We start from the raw sequence: 19788 nt of genomic DNA, 5'->3' as shown, positions 1-19788 counted from the left end.
GAATCGCAATCATGGCCAAGCAGATCCACGAGATGGTCCGTGCGTTCATCGCCTCGAACTTCTACGTACCGAACGCCCAAGCCCTCTCGGACGATACGTCGCTGCTCGATCAGGGGATCGTCGATTCCACCGGCGTTCTCGAGGTCACTGCGTTTCTCGAGTCGCAATTCGGAATCAAGGTGGAGGACACCGAGATCGTGCCGGAGAACCTCGACACCATTACCAACATCGTTGCATTCGTGAAGCGCAAGTCGGCCGCAGCCGGAGCGAACGCCGACAAGGCTCGCGCCAGCTGAAGCGCCAGCGCTTGGCTTGGACACGCGATTTCGACGTTCTTCGAAACTAGGAAGGCAGCACGTCATGGTATCGACCGTCGGCAAACTCGTGAGCGCAGTGCGCAAGCATCGCGCGCTTTCGCCTACTGCGCTCGCAAGGAAGCTACGCGACAATGCCTTGGCGCTCGTCCGTGCGCGCATTCGCCTCCACACTTGCACCTCCTTGGGACGCCACGCGCGCACGTTCGGGAACGCCCCGGACGTCAGGAATCGCGGGGAGATTCGCATCGGAAACGACTTCTCGCTGAGCTGCACGTTCGGCACCGTGCAGCTCGCGACGAGCGAGTCGGGACGCATCGAGATCGGCAGCGGCGTCAGCATCAACTACGGGACGGCCATCTCGGCGAGAGAGAGCGTCCGCATTGGCGACCGGACGAAGATCGGCCCCTATTGCGTCATCGCCGATACCGAGCTTCCGCTGCCATTGCCGCTCACAGAGCCGTCCGCGGGGGGATACGAAGACAAGGCTTCGGCGATCGAAATCGGCCACGACGTTTGGCTCGGCGGACGCGTCACACTGCTGCCGGGCGCTCGCATCGGCGACGGAGCGGTCATCTCGGCGGGGAGCGTGGTCAGTGGCCACATTCCGGCGAACGCTGTTGCGTCCGGCATTCCTGCGCGCGTGCTGCGCATCACGGCGCCAATTCATGCTTCGAACGCTCCCGTGTCGGGCTCGCGCCCGCGTGTCGGCAATACCGCCTTGCGCGGCACCGAATCGGAGACGGGTGGCGAGCCACGCGCGACGAGCGCGACGAACGCGTCCGATGAGGAACCGGTCCATGAACCTACGACGGCCTCCGCTGAGTGACTTGCGGGCACGCCTCGCGGCTCGCGTATCGCGCGCGCTATTGCTGCGTGATTGCGATGCCGTCGGCGAAGGGGTTCTCCTCGTGGGGCGGCCCCAAATCACGAATGGGGGCCGTATCGAGATTGGCGATGGGTTCGCGATGAGCGCTTCGCCGGTTCGCTCTCACTTCGAGGCGCGGTCGGGCGGCCGCATCGTCGTCGGCAACAACGTTCGCATCTCGTATGGCGCGTCGGTCTTCGCGCACGAGCTCATCGAGATTGGGGACAACACGGTGGTCGGGCCAATGGCGATGCTTCTCGACGTGGACTTCCACGAAGTGAAGAGTCGCGAAACGATGGGAGAGCCGCGACCGATCCGCATCGGCAAGAACGTCCACATCGGCGCTGGCGTCGTCATCCTGCGCGGCGCCGTCATCGGCGACGGCGCTCACATCGCCGCCAACAGCGTCGTCGGCCGCGCCGTCCCCCCCGGCGCCCGCGCCGCCGGCGTCCCCGCCCGCCCCCTCGCACCCTCGCCGTAACCCGGGTCCCCCCTCACCCGCGCCCGCCCTAAAAGGGCCGGGGTCCGTTGTACTTCAACGGAATCGCGTGGCATTTGACGGAGGCTGGTTCGCCGCGGAGGGACGAGGTCCGTTTTTTGGTGGGCAACGCAACGCGCGCGGGGGCGAGGCCGACGGGTCGGCATGAAACCGCGCCAGGTGAAAGCCGGACGTGTCCACATGATCACTCGCCGCTGCACGCAAAGGCAGTTTTTGCTGAGTGCGGATCGCCACGTCGTGCAAACGTTCGAATACATCCTCGCGGAAGCTGCGGAGCGATTCGGCGTCACCCTCTACGCCTGGGTGCTGATGGGGAATCACATCCACATCCTCATCCGAGACAACCACGGCAACTATCCAAAGTTCATCGAACATCTCCACAAGCTGATTTCGATGGCGATCAACGACTACCTGGAACGGCACGAGAACCTTTGGTCGTGCGAACAAGCGAACGTCGTTTGGGTCGTGGAGAACGACGACAAGTTCGGCAAATTGATCTACATCCTCGCGAACCCGGTCGCCGCCCAGCTGGTGGAGCGTGTGGGGGATTGGCCGAGCTCGAGTTCGCTATCGCTGAACGTCTCGGGCGGCGAGAAAGTCATCAAAAAGCCAGAAGGCTACTTTCGAAAGAAAGGTCCGATGCCCGACGAGGTCACCTTGCGCGTTGCGCGGCTCGAGGGCTTCGAGGAGTTGTCACAAAAGGAGTGGAGCGCCAAGGTCCTGGCGGCCTTGGATGAGGCAGAAGTGGACGCGCGAAAGAAGCGGATGAAGACGAAGGGCCGCGTTCTCGGACGAAAGGCAGTCCTCGCCGCCCTCCCGACGGACACGCCAGCCACTGTCGAAGAGCGTAGGCGATTCAAGCCGACGGTCGCTTGTCAAAACGGAGAGAGCCGCGCGCACGCCCTCGACATTTTGCGGTCGTTTCGAGCCGACTACGCCGACGCCCTACGGATGTGGCTCCGCGGCAACCGCAAGGCGAAGTTCCCCGATGGCACCTACCGCATGCGGTTACTCGGAGCGCCATGCGAGCGCCCGCGCGTCCCCAAAACGCCGCTAGCCGCATCACGTACTTCTTCGCGTCGCGGCGACGTGACAGCGCCAGCGACGACCGTTAGCTGAACGCGAAAACGTCGAGGCCTCGCGCGCGGCGCCCTGGCCACTCGCGAGGCGTCGACACGAAGACACGCAGAGTTACTTGAGCGGTAGGCTGCGCTTCGGCGCTGCACCGGTGAGGCTCGCGAAGAAGTCGTTGCCCTTGTCGTCGACGACGATGAAGGCGGGGAAGTCGACGACTTCGATTCGCCAGACGGCTTCCATTCCGAGCTCGGGATACTCGAGGACTTCCACCTTCTTGATGCAGTCCTTTGCGAGGCGCGCGGCGGGACCGCCGATCGAGCCGAGGTAGAAGCCACCGTACTTCTTGCAGGCTTCGGTGACCTGCGCGGAGCGGTTGCCTTTGGCCAACATGACCATGCTTCCGCCGGCGGCCTGGAACTGGTCGACGTAGGCGTCCATGCGTCCAGCCGTCGTCGGACCGAAAGAGCCCGAGGCGTATCCCTCCGGGGTCTTCGCCGGGCCTGCGTAGTAGACGGCGTGATCCTTCATGTACTGCGGGAGGCCCTCGCCACGGTCGAGGCGCTCCTTGAGCTTCGCGTGCGCGATATCGCGCGCGACAATCATCGGGCCCGAGAGAGAGAGGCGCGTTTTAATCGGGAATTTCGAGAGCTTCTCACGGACCCCGGCCATGGGTTGGGCGAGGTCGATGTGGACGACTTCGTCGGGGAGGTCGGCGTGGGTGGTGTCGGGGAGGTAGCGGGCGGGGTCGGTTTCGAGTTGCTCGAGGAAGATGCCGTCGCGCGTGACCTTGCCGAGCATCTGGCGGTCGGCGGAGCAAGAGACCGCGATGCCGACGGGGCAGGACGCGCCGTGGCGCGGGAGGCGGATGACGCGGACGTCGTGGCAGAAGTACTTGCCGCCGAACTGGGCGCCGATACCACTGCGTTGGGCAATCTCGAGAATCTTGGCCTCGAGCTCGATGTCGCGGAAGCCGCGACCGAGGTCGTTGCCGGTGGTGGGGAGGGTGTCGAGGTAACGCGCCGACGCGAGCTTCGCCGTCTTGAGCGTGTACTCTGCACTCGTTCCGCCGATGACAATCGCGAGGTGGTAAGGCGGGCAGGCCGCCGTGCCGAGTGAGCGCAGCTTCTGCTCGACGAACGAGAGCAGGCTCTCGGGATTCAAGAGCGCTTTCGTCTCCTGATAGAGGTAGCTCTTGTTCGCCGAGCCACCGCCCTTCGCCATGAAGAGGAACTTGTAGGCCTCACCGTCCGTCGCGTAGAGCTCGATCTGCGCGGGGAGGTTCGTACCCGTGTTCTTCTCGCGGTACATGTCGAGCGGCGCCATCTGCGAGTAGCGCAGGTTGGTCGTCTGGTAAGTCGACTGGATGCCGCGCGCGATGGCCGCCTCGTCGCCGCCGCCGGTAAAGACGTACTGGCCCTTCTTCCCCATGACGATGGCCGTGCCGGTGTCTTGGCACATGGGAAGCACGCCGCCCGCCGCGATGTTCGCGTTCTTGAGCAGGTCGAGTGCGACGAAGCGATCGTTGGGCGACGCCTCGGGGTCGTCGAGGATCTTCCGCAGCTGCGCGAGGTGTCCGGGACGGAGCAGATGCGCGATGTCACGCATCGCATGCGACGCGAGCAGCGTGAGCCCCTCGGGCGCTACCTGCAGGAACGTCTTGCCCCCCGCCTCGAACGTCGAGACGTGGTCTCGCGTGAGCAACTTGTAGGGCGTCTCGTCTGCTCCGACCGGAAGCATGTCCTGATATTGGAACTCGCTCATCGGGCGCGGAGCATAGTGCGTGCGAAGGCAAGAATCGAGGCGTGGAAAACAGCCCGAATCTTCGTGGCAAGCTCGACCGGGTGTATCGTTCCCACGATGATGAAGCAGACGGGTTTCCTGGGCCTCGGCGTCTCGGCCATCCTCGCAGTCGTCATGCCGCTCGCCGCGCTCGCGCCGCTCGGCGCATGCGGTAGCGACGACGCACCGAGCGGGAACGGCGGCCATGGTGACGGAACCAACGACGGCTCCTCACCGCCGGCGGTCCGCGCAGAGTTCGGCCTCGACTCGCGTCCGACCAACACGACCTGCAAGCCCGCCGCGCGCCCGCCGAGCACGGCCCCCGTCAAGCTCGAGCAGGTTTACGCCAACGTCGCCCTCCAGGCCCCGATGATGATGGCGCAGATCCCCGGCGACAGCTCGCGCTGGTTCGTCGCCCTGCGCGGCACGACCAACGGCGGCAACGCCACCGTCGTCTCCTTCCCTGCCGACAACCCGCCCAACGCGCCCAACGTCGTCGCCACCATCGGCCCCGTCCAAAGCGTGACCGACGGCGAAGGCGGGCTCCTCGGCATGGCCTTCCACCCCAGGTTCGCGCAGAACGGCCGCCTCTACGTCTCGTACCTGACGACGGGTGGAGCGAACAACCGTCGCTCGATGGTCGGCTACCTCACGAGCACCGACAACGGGAAGTCGTTCGGCAACTTCCAACCGATCCTCTCGTTCGATCAAACGACGGCCACGAACCACAAGGGCGGCGGCATCGCCTTCGGCAAGGACGGCTACCTCTATCTTGGCTTCGGTGACGGCGGCGGCGGCGACGACACCTTCAAGAACGGCCAGACGAAGACCGGCTTCTTCTCGAAGCTACTCCGCATCGACGTCGACAACGTCCCGCAAGGTCAGACGTACGGCATTCCCGACGGCAATCCCTTCAAGAATGGCGGCGGCGAGCCCGCCGTCTTCGCGTACGGCTTCCGCAATCCGTTCCGCTTCTCGATCGACCGCGACTCCAACGAGATCTGGGTCGGCGACGTCGGCCAGAACGTCTGGGAGGAGATCGACGCCAAGATCAAAATCGGCGCGAACTACGGCTGGCCGTGCCGCGAGGGTCTCCACGACTACATGACCGACAAGACGAACCCCGACCACTGCCCCAGCATGATCGGCCTCACCGATCCGGTGACGGAACACAAGCACGACGGGTCGCGTTCCATCACCGGCGGCGTTGTCTATCGCGGCAAGGCCATCCCCGACTTCGTCGGCTCGTACATCTACGGCGACTACGCCAAGCAAGACATCTGGACGCTCTCGTTCGATCCCTCGACGGGCGCCGTCCAAGACACGCAGATCAGTGACGCACCCGCCGGCTCCTGGGTCCACTTCGCCGAAGACAACGACGGCGAGGTCTACGCGGTCAGCCTCAACGACGGCCGCGTCTACAAGGTCGTCGCCGCCGCGCCGACGGGGCCGAACACGTTCCCCGATCGGCTCTCCAGGACGGGATGCGTCGACGCGAGCGATCCCAAGAAGCCAGGCGCGGGCCTCGTCCCCTACGGGGTGAACTCCGCGCTCTGGAGCGACGGCGCACAGAAGGAACGCTACCTCGCGCTGCCCGACGGCAAGCAGATCACGATCGGCCAGGACGGTGACTTCGACTTCCCGAATGGCACCGTTCTCGTGAAGACGTTCTCGCTCGGCGGAAAGCGCATCGAGACGCGCCTCTTCATGCGCCACGACGACGGTGGCTGGGCCGGCTACACCTACGAGTGGCTCGACGACCAAAGCGATGCCGTCCTCCTCCCATCGAGCAAGTCGAAGGTCGTCGGCGCGCAACCGTGGACGTACCCGAGCCGCAGCGATTGCGTCTCGTGTCACTCGGAGGCCGCCGGTCACTCTCTCGGGCTCGAGCTCGGCCAGCTCAACGGCGACTTCACCTACCCGAGCACGAACCGCATCTCGAACCAGCTGAAGACGCTCGACCACATCGGTCTCTTCGCCACGGCGCTTGGCAAGCCCGTCGACGAGCTCGCGAAATACCCCGATCCGCTCGATGACGGCGCACTCGAGGCGCGCGCGCGTTCGTATCTCCACGCGAACTGCTCGAACTGCCATCGCCCGGACGGACCGGGTCGCGGCAACATGGACCTGCGCTTCGCGAGCTCCTTGGCCGACGTCAAGGCGTGCAACGCTTCCCCCTCGGCAGGCGACCTCGGCATCGACGGTGCGAAGCTCCTCGTGCCGGGCGATCCCGCGAAGTCACTGATCTCGGTGCGACCGCATTCCCCTGGCGCGAATCGCATGCCGCCGATCGCGTCGAGCGTCGTCGACGACAAGGGCATGGCCGTCGTCGACGACTGGATCAAGTCGCTGACGCAGTGCCCGTGATGCGTCGTCTCTGACACGGCCTGTCAAAGCGCCACCACCTTCCTCGTCGCGAGCCACGCGTGCTAAAAGCCGCGCATGGCGACACGTCGCACGCTTTACTCGGAGATCGAGCCGTACCGCACCGGGCGCCTCAAGGTCTCCTCCGTTCACGAGCTCTACTTCGAAGAGAGCGGCAACCCCAACGGCAAGCCCGTCATCTTCCTCCACGGCGGGCCCGGCGGCGGCACCGAGCCGAAGCACCGTCGTTACTTCGATCCCTCGGTCTACCGCATCGTCCTCTTCGATCAGCGCGGTTGCGGCAAGAGCACGCCGTTCGCCTCGCTCGAAGACAACACCACCTGGCATCTCGTCTCCGACATCGAAACGCTGCGCGTCCACCTCGGCATCGAGCAGTGGATGGTCTTCGGTGGCTCGTGGGGCAGCACGCTCGCCCTCGCCTACGCCGAGACGCACCCGTCGCGCGTCACCGAGATGGTCCTGCGAGGCATCTTCCTTCTCCGCCCCGAAGAGATTCGCTGGTTCTACCAGGAAGGCGCGAGCTGGATTTATCCGGACGCCTGGGAGCCTTACGTCGACCACATCCCCGAGGCCGAGCGCGGCGATCTCCTCCACGCTTACTACAAGCGTCTGACCTCGAAGAACGCCGTCGAACAGGCCGCTGCAGCGAAGGTGTGGAGCGTGTGGGAAGGCAGCACGAGCTGCCTCTTGCCGAGCCCCGAGCTCATCGCGCGCACCGGCGGCGACGACTTCTCGCTCGCCTTCGCGCGCATCGAGTGCCACTACTTCGTCAACGATGGGTGGCTCACCGAGGGGCGCGACATCCTCTCCAACGTCGATCGCATCCGAAAGATCCCCGCGGTCATCGTGCAGGGTCGCTACGACGTCGTTTGCCCCGCGAAGAGCGCGTGGGATCTCTCACGCGCGTGGCCCGAAGCCGATCTCCGCATGATCCCCGACGCCGGTCACGCAGCAAGCGAGCCCGGCATCGTGCACGAGCTCATCTCCGCGACGGACAAGTTCCGTCCCTGACGGCCTCTCACTCGTCGGTGCCGAGGGCCGCGCGAACTCCTTCGCGATCGGCCTTTCGGCGCACGGCGACCGGATGCGGCCCGGACAGACGATAGCGCTCGCCGTGGTAGGCGATGCTGAGGTCGCGCGTGAATGGGCGCAAGCTGTCCTTCAGGCGCGCGAGCGCGACATAGACCGCGTTGCGATGCCGGAGCGGGTGAAAGGCGCCGCCCCATACGCGCGCGAAGATCTCTTCGAGTGTGATGCCGCGATCGCCCGCTTCGGCGAGCACGGAGAGGAGCACCAGGCGCTGCTCGGGTAGCTCGAGCTCGCGCGCACCGGAGCGAACGTGTCGTCCGTCGAGGTCGACGACGCAGGCCACGCGCTCGGGCGGCTCTGCGGTCTCCGCGGTGAGGTAACCACGCGGCCCGATACGCCAGACGACCTCTGCATTCTTCGCGACGCCGAGCCTCTCGATGCGGGCCTCGAACGGACGTCGCGTCGCCGTGCTTCGACGTGGCGGCACCGCCACCCCTGCCTGCGTGGCCGCGCGCGTGAGAGCCGCGTCGATCCCCTCTCCCGCCAGGCGTACGGCCGCGTCGAGCGACGCGCGAAACGCCAGCAGATCGCCGCGTGACTCCGCAAGCGCTGCGCGCACGATCGCGGCCGATGCGAGGATCGGTGCGTACCCTCCTTTTTGCGCGACGTCTTCGCACCCCGCGAGCGCGTCCGCCGCTCGCGCGGCCCAAGCCGCACGTTCCCCCTCGGCCCCGTCGCGCACCAGCCGAGCGAGGGCTTCGGCGCGTGCGAGGCGTGCGCGCGCCAGTTCGTGCTGGAGGCGCGTCCGCGCATAGACGTGCTCGGCCGCTTCGGCGGACTCGAGCGCTTCCTCGAGCGCCCCCGTCGTCAGGAGCAACTCCGCCTTTCGCAGCATCGCATACGCATGAACGACGCCCGGCGTCTTCGTGTCGACCTCCGGCACTTTGCCGTGGAGCACGTCGTGATCGATCGCGATGAAAGGCGAGTTCGGGATGCGCTCGTAAGCCACCTCGATGCGCTGGCGCGCGCGTGTGAAGTCACCTTCGGCCTCGGCGAGAAGCGCGCGATCGGCGTCGCAGATCGGCACGAACGCCGCGAGCCCGGGCTCGCCGGCACCGATCTCGAGCAAGCGAAGCATGCGTTCGGCGCGTGCGAAATCACCCGTGCCGATGCACGCGCGCAGGAGGTCGCGCGCGAGAATGCATCGGAAGAGGATGTCCGCCTGGCGATCGAGCAGAGCGAGCGCCATGTCGGCACCTTCCAGCGCCCGCTTGTGTTCACCGCGACGGATCAGCGCCGCGAGCTCGAACAACTTCGCGAACGGCCGCCCGCGCGCCTCGCTGTTGACGAGCTCGAGCGCGCGATCGACTTCGCCGAGACCGAGCAGCGCATGGATGTCGAGCAGCGTGGCCACCGGTTCGATGGGAACCCCGGCAGCCTTCTGAGCGGCGCGTGCCCGCGTCGTCCAGGCGTGGGTCTGCGCGTAGTCTTCTTCGTAGAGGTAGCTCGACGCAAGCTCCACTGCCCGGCGCGCCTCGAGCTGCGGAACACCCGCCGTCTCCGGCGCGAGCGCCTCGAGCGTCACTCGCGCAGCTTCGAGCTCACCTCGCAAAATGGAGAGCTGAGCGCGCGTGAGCGCGAGGCCCGGACTCTCGCCGGGAACCTTCCCCGCCTTCGCGTTGCGTGAGGGCCCTTTCTTGCCCGCTCCAGCCTTCTTCGGGGCGCCATCCCCAATGGCATCGAGCGCCTCGAGGGCATGGCGCGCGGCTTCCGGCTCTCCGGCTCGGATGTGCGACTCCGCACGCAAGAGCGCGAGGCGTTCGGCTTCTTCGCGCGTCTTCGGGCGAGGCACCTCGTCGAGCGTGCGGCGCGCCGCTTCGTAGTCCGACGCTCGCAAGTGTTCGCGCGCCAGGAGCCGCAACGCGAGCGGAGCATGAGCCGGCGAGCGCGACGCGACGTCACGCAGAAGACGCTCGATGACACTGATCGGCACCATCACGCGCGCCATCGGATGCTGCTGGATCAAGCGAAGCGCGATCTCGGGATCGCCGAGCTCCAGCTGCGCGCGAGCGGCCGACACGAGCGCCACTTCGTCCCGCGCCGACGCCGCAAGTGAGCTCTCGGCCACCTTCGCGACGAGTCCCCAGTCTTCGGCCGTGGGCTCACCCAGCACCTCGCGTGCCGGTTCGATCGCCGCCTCGACGATTCCGATCTTCTCGCCGTCACGCTCGACGAGAAGGTGCTTTCGCAGGTTGTCGAGCGCGTCGCGCCCACCCTTGTTCGCGAGGCGGACGAGCTCCTCTTCGTCGAGCGGAGCCTTCGCAGCCGCGAGCACGCCGAGCAACTGTCGCCCCGCGTCCGACGAAAGCGTCTCCATCGTGTGCCGGATCGCGGCCGACGTATCCGCCACCACACGCGGAACGGACGACTGCGCGAGCGCCACGCGAATGAAGAACGGATTGCCCCCGGTTGCCTCGACGAGGTCGTCGGCCAAGGAACGACCACGTTTCGCCTCGATCGCGTGCACGAGACGAAGCGCATCCTCCCGCGCGAGCGGGCGCACCTGGAAGGCCGGTGCGCGGAGCGAAGTGTCGCGCGTCGTCACGGCTCGCCGCGACACGATCACGATGCGCGCCGTTCCCTCGTGCATGGCGAAACGACGAACCATGTCGAGCACGGCATCGGAACGCTCGTCGAGGTCGTCCCATACGAGCGTGCGCGGAGCTCGCGCGAGCATCGTCGAGAGTGAATCGAGGCTCGCCGCGGAAGGATCGGGGCGCGACTCGCCGAGCGCATCGGCGATCCTCTCGACTGCCTCACGTCGGGCGGAGGCGCCCGCCATGGAGACGGCAACGAGCGGTGGAAGCTGCCCTTCCGCCGCGGCGGAACGACAGGCCTCGAGCACGAGCGTGGTCTTACCGACACCGGCTGCGCCGTACACCTGGACGACGCGGTTACGGATCAGTAGCGCACGAAGCTCGGAAATGTCCCGGTCGCGCCCAAGCACCTCGACAAGCGTGTCGTCACGGCCGGCATCCACGAAGGCAGAAGCGTAGCCTTGATTCTGCTGCGAGGCCTGCGCGATCTGGGCGTTCGAACGCGATCAAACGCAAGAAAAAGCGATGAAAACGTGGACTCACGTCCACAGTTCTGCGCCGGTCGCTATTGAGCACGTCACGGCCGAGGTGCCAAGCCCTCGTTTGCACCTTGTCCGAACCTCGTCTTGGGGCCGCTCTTCGTCCGTCTTTTCTCCTGTCCTTGGGCCGTCTTCCCTTTCAGGTCTGCGCAGGCTAAACGCGGGAGCGCTATGTCAGGCTCGGAGTCATCGCAAGGGTCCGGAACAGGTCATTCCGCCGAACAGGCGCTCATCGACGCACGGCGTGCCAAGGCCGACCGCATCCGCAAGCGGGGCGAGAATCCGTTCGCCAACGACGTCGTCGCCCGCGAAGGCGGCATCACGCTCGACATCGGAGCGCTCCGCGAGCGCGCCTCGGGCGCCCGTTCCGCCGACGGCAAGTACACCGAAGACAAGGTCAAGGAGCTGACCGGCGCCGACCGCTTCCACGTCCGCGGGCGCGTCATCGCCTTCCGGTCGGCCGGCGGCCTCTCGTTCTTGCGCCTTCGCGACCGCACCGGCGAGATCCAGCTGCTCGTCAGCGAAGCCGCGCTCGGCGCCGGCTATGCCGCCCTCGAAGACATCGATCTCGGTGACTTCGTCGAGGCCGAAGGCGCTCTCACGGCAAGCAAGCGCGGCGAGCTGAGCATCGAGCCGACGCGCATCCGAATGCTGACCAAGGCACTTCGGCCACCGCCGGAGAAGTGGCACGGCCTCCAAGACGTCGAGACGCGCTACCGCCAGCGGTACGTCGACCTCTTCGCCAATCCGGCGGTCGCCGACGTCTTCCGCGCGCGTAGCCTCATCGTGCGCGCCACGCGCAAGCTCCTCGACGACACGGGCTTCCTCGAAGTCGAGACCCCGACGATGCACACGCTCATCGGCGGCGCGGCGGCCAAGCCCTTCACGACGCACCACAACGCGCTCGACATGAAGCTCTTCATGCGCATCGCGCCGGAGCTGTATTTGAAGCGCTTGCTCGTCGGCGGCCTCGATCGCGTCTACGAGATTGGCCGCTGCTACCGCAACGAGGGCATCTCGACCCGGCACAATCCGGAGTTCACGATGCTCGAGTACTACTGGGCGTACGCCACGTACGACGACCTCATGGCCTTCACCGAGAAGATGCTCCGCGGCATCGACGGCGAGCTCGCCAAGGCGATGCCCGAGGCGCACGCGAAGTGGAAGGCCGAGCGCCCGTTCACGATCGACGAGCCGTTCGCCCGTATCCCGATGGACACGGCGGTCGCCAACGCCGCGCGCTCCACCAAGATCCCCGCGTGGGAGGCGGCGGTGGCCGACAAGGGCGGCGCGGGGCTCGTCGCGCTGCTCGGCCAGGACTTCGGCGAGCACATCAAGGAGTGGGCGAAGAGCTCCCCGCGCGCCAAGTCGATCGACTGGGGCAACTTCCGCAAGGGTTGGCTCAAGTGCGAAAACGACGGCGAACGCCTGTTCGCTGCGTACGAGTACCTCGGCGAGCCCTTCCTCACCGAGGACTACAAGGCGCAGGACGGCAAGCGAAGCCTCCCCGTCTTCATCATGGATTACCCGTTCGAGACCTCGCCGCTCGCGCGTCGGAATGATGCCCGCCCCGCCCTGGTTGACCGGTTCGAGCTGTTCATCCATGGCCGCGAGCTCTGCAACGCATTCAGCGAGCTCAACGACCCGGACGATCAGGCGGAACGCTTCCGCGAGCAGGTGCGCAAGAAGGCGGCCGGGGCCGAAGAAACGATGGACTACGACGAGGACTACGTTCGCGCGCTCGAGCACGGCATGCCGCCTGCGGCAGGCTTCGGCATGGGCATGGACCGCCTCACCATGATGCTGACGAACTCGCCGTCCATCCGCGACGTCGTTCTCTTCCCGCTCCTCCGTCCGGAGCAGTGATCGCGCAATGACGACACCGGAGACACCCGACAACGAGGTCGCAACGGCGCAGGAGCCTTCCGCGCCGTCCAGCCAGCGCTCGCCGGAGACGGCGGGTGAGGCCCCGAACGCGGGTGCGCGGTGGGCAACGGAGGGCATCGAGCAGCCCTGGACGCTCGGCGAGGCGATCGGCCAGGCCCTGTCCGCCCTTCGCCGAAACCTCGGCAGCCTCGTCGGCGGTTACGTTCCGTACGTCCTGCTTCCGCTCGTCATCGGAGTCGTTGCAGGCGTCCTCGCGCGAACCGTCTTCCAGTCGGTCTTCTTCGAGTCGCCCGCAGACCTTCTGCATCGCTCGCTAGGCTCGACGTCGACCGGCGGCTTCACGCTCGCCCAGCCGTCGATGAGGCCCCTCGTCCTGCTGGGGGCGGGCGTCGGTCTCCTCTCGGGATTGATCGTCACGGTCGGCGTCGCACAGCTCTACGAAGCCGCTCTCGCTGCGATTCGTGGCGTTCCCGTGCCGCCCGGCCGGGTAGGCCGAGCCCTGAAGCGGACGCCGAAGCTGCTGGTGCTCCACACGCTCATCCTGCTGCTTGCGTGCATCCCGGCGACCTTCGGCTTCCTCGCGCTGCCGTTCGTCCTCGCGCCGTTTTTCGTCGTCGACGACGACGAAGCGATCGGCACCGCACTGCGCAAGAGCTGGCGCCTCGGCAAGCACTTCCTCGGCACGCTGTGGCTTCTGGGCTTCGCCCTCTCGCCGCTCGCGCTGCTCGGGTTGGCCAGTCAGATCTTCTCCGTCGTGACCCTGCCGCTGCAGGTCTGCGCCATCGCCTATGTCTACGCGCGCGCGACCGGCCGCAACGATCTTCCCTGGCTCACGCCCGAGTACGGAAGCCGTGCGATCCGCACCTTCCTGAAGGTCACGCTCGTCGCCCTGCTCACGCTCTTCGCCGGCCTCGTGGCCTGGGTGGAGTCGCTGCCCACGCTCCGCGGCGCCGCCTGGAGCGCCAAGGACATGGCCGTCCGCGTGAGCACCATCCTCACCGGCGTCACCGCGGTCATCGTTCTGCTCGCGCTGCTCTTGCCGTACGTCCTCGACCGGCTCGAAGGGCGCCGCTTCACGTCGTTCGTCGCGGCTCGACACGTTCGCTCGCAGAAGAGCGGATTTCTCACGGTCATCAGCGTTCTATCGATCTGCGGCGTCGCCATCTCCTCCTGCGCGCTCTCCAGCGTCGTCAGCGTCATGGGCGGCTTCAGCCAAGATCTGAAGCGCAAGATCCTCGGCAACAACGCTCACATCGTCGTCGACATGACCTCCGGAGCCACGTTCGGCGACTACGAGTCGGCCGTCGAACGCGTGCGAGGCGTCAAGGGCGTGATCGGTGCGGCGCCCGTCGTCCACGGCGAGGTCATGGCCTCGAGTGCGTCGAACCTCGCCGGCGTCATCGTCTCCGGCATCGAGCCCCAGTCGATCAAGAGCGTCATCGAGCTCGGAAACAACATCGAGGTCGGCAAGCTCGACTACCTCGAGCACCCCGAGAAGCTCACGCACCTTCCGCCGAACGAGGTCATCGGCCTCGGTCCCGGCGGCGAGCAGTATCTCAAGGGCGCAGATCTCGGCGGCCTCACCGACGAGATCGATCCCTCCGTCCGCGCCGTCCTGCTCGACAAGCCCGATCGCCCCGGCCTCATTCTCGGCCGCGAGCTCGCCAAGACGCTGCACGTCTACGTCGGCGACGAGATCACGCTGGTGTCTCCCCTCGGCGACCTCGGCCCGATGGGCGTCATGCCCCGCACGAAGAAGTTCCGCGTCGCGGGCATCTTCTACAGCGGGATGTACGAGTACGACGCCACGTACGTCTACACGATGATCGACGCCGCGCAGGATTACTTCCAGACGGAGGGGAAGATCAGCGCGATCGAGATCAAGGTCGAAGACGCCGAGCACGCCGATCGAATCGCCCCCGAAGTCGTGGCCGCACTCGACCGGCCCGAGCTTCGCGTGCGCGATTGGCGCGAGATCAACAAGAACCTCTTCAGCGCGCTCAAGCTCGAACGCTTCGCGACGTTCATCATTCTTTCGATCGCGATCATGGTCGCGAGCTTCTGCATCGTCTGCACGCTGCTCTTGATGGTCACCGAGAAGGGCAAAGAGATCGCCATCCTCAAAGCCATCGGCGCGAGCGACGGCACGATCCTCCGCACCTTCATGATCGAAGGCATCATCATCGGCGGCATCGGCACGGTGTTCGGCGTCACCACCGGACTTGCAGTCTGCACGGGTCTGTCGTGGTTCGGCCTCAGGCTCGACCCTGACGTGTATTACATCGATCGCTTGCCGATCAGCGTGAACGGCTGGGACTTCCTCACGGTCGCCCTCGCTGCCCTCACGATCTGCACGCTTTCGACGATTTATCCGGCCTACGCGGCCTCACGGCTGCGCCCGGTCGACGGGCTCAGGTACGAATGAGGGAGCCTTTGGGCTCTCGTCTCGTTTGCTAGAAGGAACGCGCCCATCGTGAGCAAATCGCCCATCTCGCCAATCGTGCTCGCCAAAGACGTGAAGAAGTCGTTCCAGCACATGGGGCGAACACTCGACGTCTTGCGCGGCATCGACCTCTCGATCGAAGAAGGCGACATGGTCGGCATTGTCGGCCAGTCGGGCGCCGGCAAGTCGACGCTGCTGCACTGCATCGGCACGCTCGACCTCGTGACCGCGGGCTCGATCGTGGTCGCAGGCGAAGAGCTCACCACGATGTCGAACGCGCGGCTCGCGGATCTCCGCAACCGCACCATCGGCTTCGTCTTCCAGTTCCACCACCTCTTGCCCGAGTTCAACGCGCTCGAGAACGTGTGCATGCCGGGCCTCATCCAGGGCACGTCGAAGAACGAGCTGAATCGCCGCGCCGAGGCGCTGCTCGAAGAGGTGGGCCTCAAAGACCGCATGAACCACCGCCCCGGCGAGCTGTCCGGCGGTGAGCAGCAGCGCGTCGCTCTCGCTCGCGCGCTCGTTCTCGAGCCGAAGCTCCTCCTCGCCGACGAGCCGAGCGGCAACCTCGACTCGCGCACCAGCGAGCAGATTCACCAGCTCTTCTTCGACATCAACCGGAAGCGCAACACGACGATCATCATCGTCACGCACAACGCCGCTCTCGCGAACAGCATGCCCCGCGTCGTCACCCTGCGAGACGGACGCGTCGAGAGCGACGAACGCCGCGAGACGCGCAGCTATCGGCACGCCGTCGACGACGTCGCCGAGCGAGCCGGCACAGGCAAAGTCGACGTCGGCTGACGCGCCCGCGACGAGAGCAAGCGCTCAGAACGGCGGCGACGTTGCGCGCGGGCCTCGCGAGCCTGGAGCGAGGAAAAGAGGCGTGATCGCAACGAACGCGGCCACGAGCCCGCCCCCCCTTCGCGCGACGTGCGGAGCCGCGTCGCGGCGAACGGAACAATGCAAAACATGAAGTGACGTAGCCCATCTGGGGACCTTGCCGTAGCAAAGTCCTACGGTCACGATGCCACGATCATGTCGCTCCACGCGCGCAGAGTCTTGGGTGGGTTTCTCTGTTTGATGCTGGCCGCGGGTTGTTCGTCCTCCGCGGGGGACGGCGCGGACGGGAACGACTCGGGCACGACCGGCACGCCGGGCGACAACGGGTCGAGCGGCGGTCCCGCCGACGGATCGACGCCGAACGGCGATCCCTGCTCGAACGGCAAGAAGGACGGGAGCGAAACCGACGTCGACTGTGGCGGCAGCTGCTCGACGAAATGCCCGAGCCTGAAGGGATGCAGCACGACGAGCGACTGCGCGGCGTCGCTCGAGTGCATCAAGCAAGTCTGCGCGTCGCCTTCGGCGAGCGACGGCGTCAAGGACGGCTCCGAGACCGACACCGACTGTGGCGGCCCGACGGCGCCGCCCTGCGACCCGAGCAAGGCCTGCAAGGTCGCGGACGACTGCACGAGCAAGGTGTGCACCGGTAACATCTGCCAGGCGCCGACCAAGGGTGACGGCGTCAAGAACGGCACCGAGACCGACGTCGACTGCGGTGGCGGCGCCCCCACCAACGCCGATCGCTGCGAGACCAACAAGGCCTGCCTCGTCAAAGACGACTGCATCAGCAAGGTCTGCACCGGCAACGTCTGTCAGGCGCCGACCAAGAACGACCACGAGAAGAACGGCACCGAGACCGACATCGACTGCGGTGGTGGCGCCCCTACCAACGCCGATCGTTGCGACACCAACAAGGCGTGCGTCGGCAAGGACGACTGCATCAGCAAGGTGTGCACGGCCAACGTCTGTCAGGCGCCGACCAAGAGTGACGGCGTCCAGAACGGCTCCGAAACCGACGTCGATTGCGGTGGCGGCGCCCCCACCAACGCCGATCGCTGCGAGACCAACAAGGCCTGCCTCGTCAAAGACGACTGCATCAGCAAGGTCTGCACCGGCAACGTCTGTCAGGCGCCGACCAAGAGTGACGGCGTCAAGAACGGTACGGAGACCGACGTCGACTGCGGTGGCGGCGCCCCCACCAACGCCGATCGCTGCGATACGAGCAAGGCCTGCATCGGGGGAAGCGACTGCCTGAGCAAGGTCTGCACGGCGAACGTTTGCCAGGCGCCGACGAACAACGACAACGTCCAGAACGGCACCGAGACCGACGTCGACTGCGGTGGCGGCGCCCCCACCAACGCCAAGCGCTGCGCGACGAACCAGATGTGCAGCGTGACGGCGGACTGTGACAACGTCCTATGCACCGGCGGCAAGTGCGCGGCGATCTCGAATAGCGACGGCATCAAGAACGGCGACGAGACCGACATCGATTGCGGAGGCACGAGCGGCAAGCTCTGCGCGACGAGCAAGGTTTGCAAGAAGGACGGTGACTGCGCGTCCGACGGCTGCGGTGACAACGGCGTCTGCGCCGACGACCGCGCCTGCACCGCGCTGCACGGCGGACGATCCTGCGGCAAGGACGGCAACGAGAGCTGCTGCACGCGCCTGCCCATCGGCAACACCGGCGTCCAGCTCGACAAGTACTCGATCACCGCCGGCCGCATGCGCGCCTTCGTCAACCGCACGAGCGGCAACATCCGTGGCTGGGTCCAGAACCACCGCCCCACCTCGTGGACCTGGCCGGTGACCTGGGACCAGTACCTTCCGACGGGCCTCACCGGAGCCAACTACGACGGCGTCTACACGCAGCTCGGCGCGGGCGAGTACGGCACGACCGGCCCCGCCAACGAAGCGTGCTGGATCGGTACCGGAGCTTGGGAGATCGGCGCGCGCACCTACGTCCTTCCGAAGACGGCGAACGACGCTACCGGCAGCGTCCAGAACTACAGCGTCAACGACATGGACGAGCGGGCGCTTCAATGCGTGACGGCGTACATGGTCGCGGCACTCTGCTTGTGGGAAGGCGCACGCCTGCCGACGCGCGCCCAGCTCGACACCGCGTGGGGCACGAAGAAGTATCCTTGGGGCGACGGTCCTGATCCGGGCGGCTACTACGCGGAGGCGCGGGAGTTCACGCCGCAGCTGGGCATGACGCTTCTTCGAAGCGAGCACTATCAACCGCCTCCGGCGTACCCGACGTGCACGTACGGTCCGACGTGCGACCCGTTCCACGCGAACTTCGCCTACAACTACTGGGGCGGCCTCACGCTCATCGGCAACGACTACTCGCTCTACATCGCGCAGCCGGGTCGCTTCCCGCTCGGCAACGGCCCCTACGGCCACGCCGATCTCGGCGGCCTCGTGTTCAACATGACGGCCATCGACCCCAGCGGCAATTCGCTCTGGTCGAAGAACGGTTCGTTCCAGGGACACGACATCCCCTGGGGCAACACCACTGTCGCCGCCACCAACAAGTACTGGGCCGCCGGCGGCCGCTGCGCTGTTTACTGATCGACCAGGCGAGTCCGCCGTCTACGCGTCACGGGCCCCAGCGAGTGATGACCTCGCGGGGCACCGTGTAAGCGTCGCAGCGGTCCATGCGGACGTGAACCGGCAGCGATTCGCTGCCCGAGAGGTCCTTCGAGTTGACCTCGACCTGCGGGACGATCTGCTCGGGGCGAAGGCTGCGAACGATGTCGGGCGGACAGATGAGGCGCACGTCGACTTCGGCCGGCTGCGTCTTGCCCTTCGGAATACCGACGACCGCAACGGGGAGCTTCTGGAAGACGCGCTCGGCCACTTCGCGCGTGATGTCTGCCGTCACGATCACGCTGGTCGGGTCGAGCTTCAGGCGAACGCTCGGCTTCTCGATCGCGAGCTGGCGCGGGTACGAGCCTTCCGTCAGGCCGCGCACGTCGAAGGCGTCCGCGCGGACGTGCTGGAGCACCATGACCTCGCTCTGCGGCCCGCGCACCTTGACCGTCTTGGGCTCGGCCACGAGCGGGCCCTTCACCACGAAGCCGTCGGCGGGTGTACCGACGACGCTGACCTGGATCGGCACGTCGCGAACGACGCGCTGCTCCCACTTGAGGTCGATCGACGCCGGATCGAACTGCTCGATCTCGACGTTCACGCCCTCGGGCATGCGCACCATCTTCGGCTCGAAGACGACGTGCGACGGCTGGTTTCGCGACAGGTCCATCTGCACCGAGACCGTGCTCGCGCGGAGGTTGTCGATGGTCTGGTTCGAGCCGCGGACGAAGATACGCACGCTCTGCGGGATCGATCCCACGAGAACGCGATCGCTGCTCTCGGGCGGCAGCAGAACTTCGAGGTCGACGACGATCGAGCGGCGGGCGTCTTGGCCGCCGTGCACGAGCGAGTAGAGGACGAGGGCGAACGCGAAGCTGAGAAGCTTCAGGTTCAGGTTCTCGGTCAGCGCAGTCTTGATCCGCTCCCACATGGCGG

Annotated in this window: 13 protein-coding genes; 10 read left to right on the top strand and 3 right to left on the bottom strand. The window is 66.4% G+C overall.

The window, feature by feature from the left end:
* Window positions 1-11: 11 nt before the first annotated feature.
* From AKJ09_RS21800 to AKJ09_RS21785, 4 genes are all read left to right on the top strand, one after another.
* Window positions 12-296, top strand: coding sequence for an acyl carrier protein (locus AKJ09_RS21800; RefSeq protein ID WP_146649138.1), 285 nt, complete (start codon window positions 12-14; stop codon window positions 294-296).
* A 64-nt stretch (window positions 297-360) separates the two neighbouring features.
* Window positions 361-1143 (top strand): acyltransferase, encoded by a 783-nt coding sequence (locus tag AKJ09_RS21795; protein ID WP_146649137.1) that lies wholly within the window; start codon window positions 361-363, stop codon window positions 1141-1143.
* The gene (locus AKJ09_RS55615; RefSeq protein WP_146649136.1) at window positions 1115-1663 is read left to right on the top strand and encodes an acyltransferase; all 549 of its coding nucleotides are present in this window, start codon (window positions 1115-1117) and stop codon (window positions 1661-1663) included. The genes AKJ09_RS21795 and AKJ09_RS55615 overlap by 29 nt, the downstream gene beginning before the upstream one ends.
* 162 nt (window positions 1664-1825) lie before the next feature.
* On the top strand, window positions 1826-2800 hold the full coding sequence (locus AKJ09_RS21785) for a transposase (RefSeq protein WP_146649135.1): 975 nt from the start codon (window positions 1826-1828) through the stop codon (window positions 2798-2800).
* A 72-nt stretch (window positions 2801-2872) separates the two neighbouring features.
* Here the strand turns inward: AKJ09_RS21785 and AKJ09_RS21780 are convergent, their stop codons facing one another.
* Window positions 2873-4519: a fumarate hydratase gene (locus AKJ09_RS21780; RefSeq protein ID WP_146649134.1), complete on the bottom strand. Its 1647-nt coding sequence runs from the start codon at window positions 4517-4519 to the stop codon at window positions 2873-2875.
* A gap of 96 nt (window positions 4520-4615) precedes the next feature.
* Between AKJ09_RS21780 and AKJ09_RS21775 the strand changes: the two genes are divergently transcribed.
* Window positions 4616-6904 (top strand): PQQ-dependent sugar dehydrogenase, encoded by a 2289-nt coding sequence (locus tag AKJ09_RS21775; protein WP_146649133.1) that lies wholly within the window; start codon window positions 4616-4618, stop codon window positions 6902-6904.
* 75 nt (window positions 6905-6979) lie between these two features.
* A complete protein-coding gene (gene pip / locus AKJ09_RS21770; RefSeq protein ID WP_146649132.1) occupies window positions 6980-7933 on the top strand; it encodes a prolyl aminopeptidase in 954 nt (317 codons plus the stop codon).
* A gap of 7 nt (window positions 7934-7940) precedes the next feature.
* Here the strand turns inward: pip and AKJ09_RS21765 are convergent, their stop codons facing one another.
* Window positions 7941-10991 carry an NB-ARC domain-containing protein gene (locus tag AKJ09_RS21765; RefSeq protein WP_169927734.1) on the bottom strand — a complete coding sequence of 1017 codons (3051 nt, stop codon included), beginning with the start codon at window positions 10989-10991 and terminating at the stop codon, window positions 7941-7943.
* A gap of 267 nt (window positions 10992-11258) precedes the next feature.
* On the opposite strand from AKJ09_RS21765, the gene AKJ09_RS21760 reads away from it, so the two are divergent.
* From AKJ09_RS21760 to AKJ09_RS21745, 4 genes are all read left to right on the top strand, one after another.
* The gene (locus AKJ09_RS21760) at window positions 11259-12953 is read left to right on the top strand and encodes a lysine--tRNA ligase (RefSeq protein ID WP_146649130.1); all 1695 of its coding nucleotides are present in this window, start codon (window positions 11259-11261) and stop codon (window positions 12951-12953) included.
* A 7-nt stretch (window positions 12954-12960) separates the two neighbouring features.
* Window positions 12961-15399: an ABC transporter permease gene (locus AKJ09_RS21755; RefSeq protein ID WP_240488551.1), complete on the top strand. Its 2439-nt coding sequence runs from the start codon at window positions 12961-12963 to the stop codon at window positions 15397-15399.
* Between the two features lie 63 nt (window positions 15400-15462).
* A complete protein-coding gene (locus AKJ09_RS21750) occupies window positions 15463-16221 on the top strand; it encodes an ABC transporter ATP-binding protein (RefSeq protein ID WP_420814281.1) in 759 nt (252 codons plus the stop codon).
* A 234-nt stretch (window positions 16222-16455) separates the two neighbouring features.
* On the top strand, window positions 16456-18831 hold the full coding sequence (locus AKJ09_RS21745; RefSeq protein ID WP_146649129.1) for a hypothetical protein: 2376 nt from the start codon (window positions 16456-16458) through the stop codon (window positions 18829-18831).
* A gap of 28 nt (window positions 18832-18859) precedes the next feature.
* On the opposite strand, the gene AKJ09_RS21740 is transcribed toward AKJ09_RS21745, so the two are convergent.
* Entirely contained in the window at window positions 18860-19783 is a 924-nt protein-coding gene (locus AKJ09_RS21740) for a CdaR family protein (RefSeq protein WP_146649128.1), read from the bottom strand.
* Window positions 19784-19788: the final 5 nt, after the last annotated feature.

Origin of the sequence: Labilithrix luteola, assembly GCF_001263205.1 — a bacterium.
GTDB lineage: Bacteria > Myxococcota_A > Polyangia > Polyangiales > Polyangiaceae > Labilithrix > Labilithrix luteola.
Note: the sequence above shows the minus strand (reverse complement) of the source record. Positions and strands in the feature narration are given on the sequence as shown.

Coding starts and splice junctions, on each gene's coding strand:
- AKJ09_RS21760 (WP_146649130.1), top strand. CDS start 11,259: ATGTCAGGCTCGGAGTCATCGCAAGGGTCCGGAACAGGTCATTCCGCC.
- AKJ09_RS21780 (WP_146649134.1), bottom strand. CDS start 4,519: ATGAGCGAGTTCCAATATCAGGACATGCTTCCGGTCGGAGCAGACGAG.
- AKJ09_RS21785 (WP_146649135.1), top strand. CDS start 1,826: ATGAAACCGCGCCAGGTGAAAGCCGGACGTGTCCACATGATCACTCGC.
- pip (WP_146649132.1), top strand. CDS start 6,980: ATGGCGACACGTCGCACGCTTTACTCGGAGATCGAGCCGTACCGCACC.
- AKJ09_RS21795 (WP_146649137.1), top strand. CDS start 361: ATGGTATCGACCGTCGGCAAACTCGTGAGCGCAGTGCGCAAGCATCGC.
- AKJ09_RS21800 (WP_146649138.1), top strand. CDS start 12: ATGGCCAAGCAGATCCACGAGATGGTCCGTGCGTTCATCGCCTCGAAC.
- AKJ09_RS21775 (WP_146649133.1), top strand. CDS start 4,616: ATGATGAAGCAGACGGGTTTCCTGGGCCTCGGCGTCTCGGCCATCCTC.
- AKJ09_RS55615 (WP_146649136.1), top strand. CDS start 1,115: ATGAACCTACGACGGCCTCCGCTGAGTGACTTGCGGGCACGCCTCGCG.
- AKJ09_RS21745 (WP_146649129.1), top strand. CDS start 16,456: ATGTCGCTCCACGCGCGCAGAGTCTTGGGTGGGTTTCTCTGTTTGATG.
- AKJ09_RS21740 (WP_146649128.1), bottom strand. CDS start 19,783: ATGTGGGAGCGGATCAAGACTGCGCTGACCGAGAACCTGAACCTGAAG.
- AKJ09_RS21755 (WP_240488551.1), top strand. CDS start 12,961: ATGACGACACCGGAGACACCCGACAACGAGGTCGCAACGGCGCAGGAG.